Annotated in this window: 3 protein-coding genes; 2 read left to right on the top strand and 1 reads right to left on the bottom strand. The window is 60.5% G+C overall.

Annotation, left to right across the window (positions count from 1 at the left end):
* On the top strand, positions 1–259 hold a 259-nt coding region (locus WBC85_RS17350; RefSeq protein ID WP_424440338.1), incomplete at its 5' end, for a sugar transferase.
* A gap of 63 nt (positions 260–322) precedes the next feature.
* On the opposite strand, the gene galE is transcribed toward WBC85_RS17350, so the two are convergent.
* Positions 323–1,342, bottom strand: coding sequence for a UDP-glucose 4-epimerase GalE (galE, locus tag WBC85_RS17345; RefSeq protein WP_424440335.1), 1,020 nt, complete (start codon positions 1,340–1,342; stop codon positions 323–325).
* Between the two features lie 207 nt (positions 1,343–1,549).
* Here galE and WBC85_RS17340 point away from each other — a divergent pair.
* The coding region (locus WBC85_RS17340; RefSeq protein ID WP_424440332.1) for a mannose-1-phosphate guanylyltransferase at positions 1,550–2,322 on the top strand (773 nt) is incomplete at its 3' end.

Raw genomic sequence — 2,322 nt, 5'->3', positions numbered from 1 at the left:
CCTGAAGGGCGAGATGAGCCTTGTCGGACCGCGCCCGGTGCCTGCGGAAGAATTACACCGCTACGGCACGCTTCAGGGGTATTCTCTGGCCCTGCGCCCCGGTCTTACGGGGCTTTGGCAGGTGTCGGGGCGCAACGCGCTGCCCTACGGCGCGCGCGTTGCCCTTGATGCGCGTTACGGCGGGCAACTGTCTTTTGTGCAGGATGCGCGCATTTTGCTGGCCACCTGCCGCGAGGTCTGGCGCATGTCGGGCCGTTAACGCCGCGCCGAAATGTTTCGCGCGCGAAACATTTGTGGTGCTAACAAGACTCTGGCAAGGGCATTATTGCCCGTTGTCATAGCCCTTCGGGTTTCTGCTTTGCCAATTCCAGCTTGACTGGCACATGTCCGCTACATCGTATTTTGCCTGCCAGCCCAAGATGCGTTTCGCCTTGGACACATCCGCGACGCTGCTGGCAACATCGCCTGCGCGCCGCTCTGTGATGCGGTAGGCGATTGCTTTGCCGCAGGCTTGCTCAAAGGCATGCAGCATTTCCAGCACGGTGGTGCTGCGTCCTGTGCCGATGTTGAAAACGTCGCAGCCTTTCACGGTGGCCGCGTACTTCAATGCGGCCAGATGGGCGCTGGCGAGGTCTTCGACATGGATGTAATCGCGCGCACCGGTGCCGTCAGAGGTGGGGTAATCCCCGCCAAACACCTGTAGCCGGGGCAGGCTGCCTGCTGCGACGCGCGCGATAAAGGGCATCAGATTGTTGGGAATGCCGACAGGGTCTTCGCCGATGTCGCCCGACACATGGGCCCCCACGGGATTGAAATAGCGCAGGATCGCGGCGCTGGCGTCAGAATTCGCGGCGGCCCAATCGCGAATGATCTCTTCGATGAACTGCTTGGTGCGCCCATAGGGGTTTACGGCGCCAAGGGGGTCTTCTTCGGTGAAGGGTGCCGCCTTGGCAGGGTCATAGACCGTGGCCGAGGAGGAAAACACGATGTTGCGGCATCCTACCGCGTCCATCGTTTCCAAAAGGGCAATGCTGCCGGCGATGTTGTTCTTGTAATAGCTCAGAGGTTTTTCCGAGGATTCCCCGACCGCTTTGAGGCCCGCGAAATGGATCACTGCATCGGGTTTGGCCGCGCGCATTGCGGTTTCCAGCGCTGCGCGATTGCAAATATCGCCCTCAACACTGGACAGATCGGATTGCGCCAGCCGCTTCACCCGTGCCAGCGCCACTGGCGAGCTGTTGGAGTAGTTGTCAAACGCCGTGACCTCGGCGTTCTGGCGCAGCAGCTGCACGAGAGTGTGCGAGCCGATAAATCCTGCTCCGCCAGTAACAAAAACACGCATGTGGGCAATCCTGTGATGCGGCGCTGCTTTACGCCTGTTCGCTCTGCCCTCGTTAGCATTCCAAGAGGGCGCGTTTCAATCGCATTGCGGGACGTTGCCGCGGGGAAATGTTTCGCGCGCGAAACATTTATGGGGCTTGGGGCCTTGCCAAACTTTTGCCCAACCCCGAGTCTATGAGTGAACCCCAGACAGGCTAGGGCAGATGTTATGATTACACCGGTTATTCTCGCAGGGGGCAGCGGCACGCGGCTTTGGCCGCTGTCGCGCAAAAGCTATCCCAAACAATTTGCCGATCTGGGCCAGCCCGATACGCTGTTTCAGGCCACGGTCAAACGGCTGACAGGGCAGGGATTTCGCCGCCCCGTTTTGCTGACCTCGGAAGATTATCGTTTTATCGTGACCGAACAGATGGGCGGGGCAGGGGTCCTGCCCGAGGCGGTCTTTATCGAGCCCGAGCCGCGCGACACTGCACCCGCTGTGTTGGTGGCTGCGCTGTTCCTGCATGGGATTGATCCTGACGGGTTGATGCTGATTGCGCCCGCCGATCATGCGATTCCCGATAGCGCGGGCTTTCGCGCCGCGGTAGAGGCCGCGCGCGGCGCTGCGCAAGGCGGCGCGATCGTCACCTTCGGCATCACGCCGGATCGCCCGGAAACGGGTTATGGCTATCTGGAACTGACGGGCGCGGATCATCCCGAGGGCGCGCCAGAGCCGCTGAAGGCCTTTGTCGAAAAGCCAAATGTTTCGCGCGCGAAACAAATGATCGCGTCCGGGAATTTCCTGTGGAACGCAGGTATCTTTTTAGTCTCTGTAAAGGCGATGAGAGACGCATTTCAGCGTCACGCCCCCGAGATGATCGCCCCTGCCCAAGCTGCATTGGACGGGGCCGAACAGGACCTTGGCTTTCGCCGTCTGGACGGGGCGGCCTTCGGGCAGATCGAAAAGATTTCGCTGGATTATGCGATCATGGAAAAGGCCGA

The organism is Planktotalea sp. (genome assembly GCF_049680325.1).
Classification (GTDB): Bacteria; Pseudomonadota; Alphaproteobacteria; order Rhodobacterales; family Rhodobacteraceae; genus Planktotalea.
Note: the sequence above shows the minus strand (reverse complement) of the source record. Positions and strands in the feature narration are given on the sequence as shown.

Excerpts from the sequence above, each read along its gene's own strand:
- galE (WP_424440335.1), bottom strand. The coding sequence starts at position 1,342 with ATGCGTGTTTTTGTTACTGGCGGAGCAGGATTTATCGGCTCGCACACT.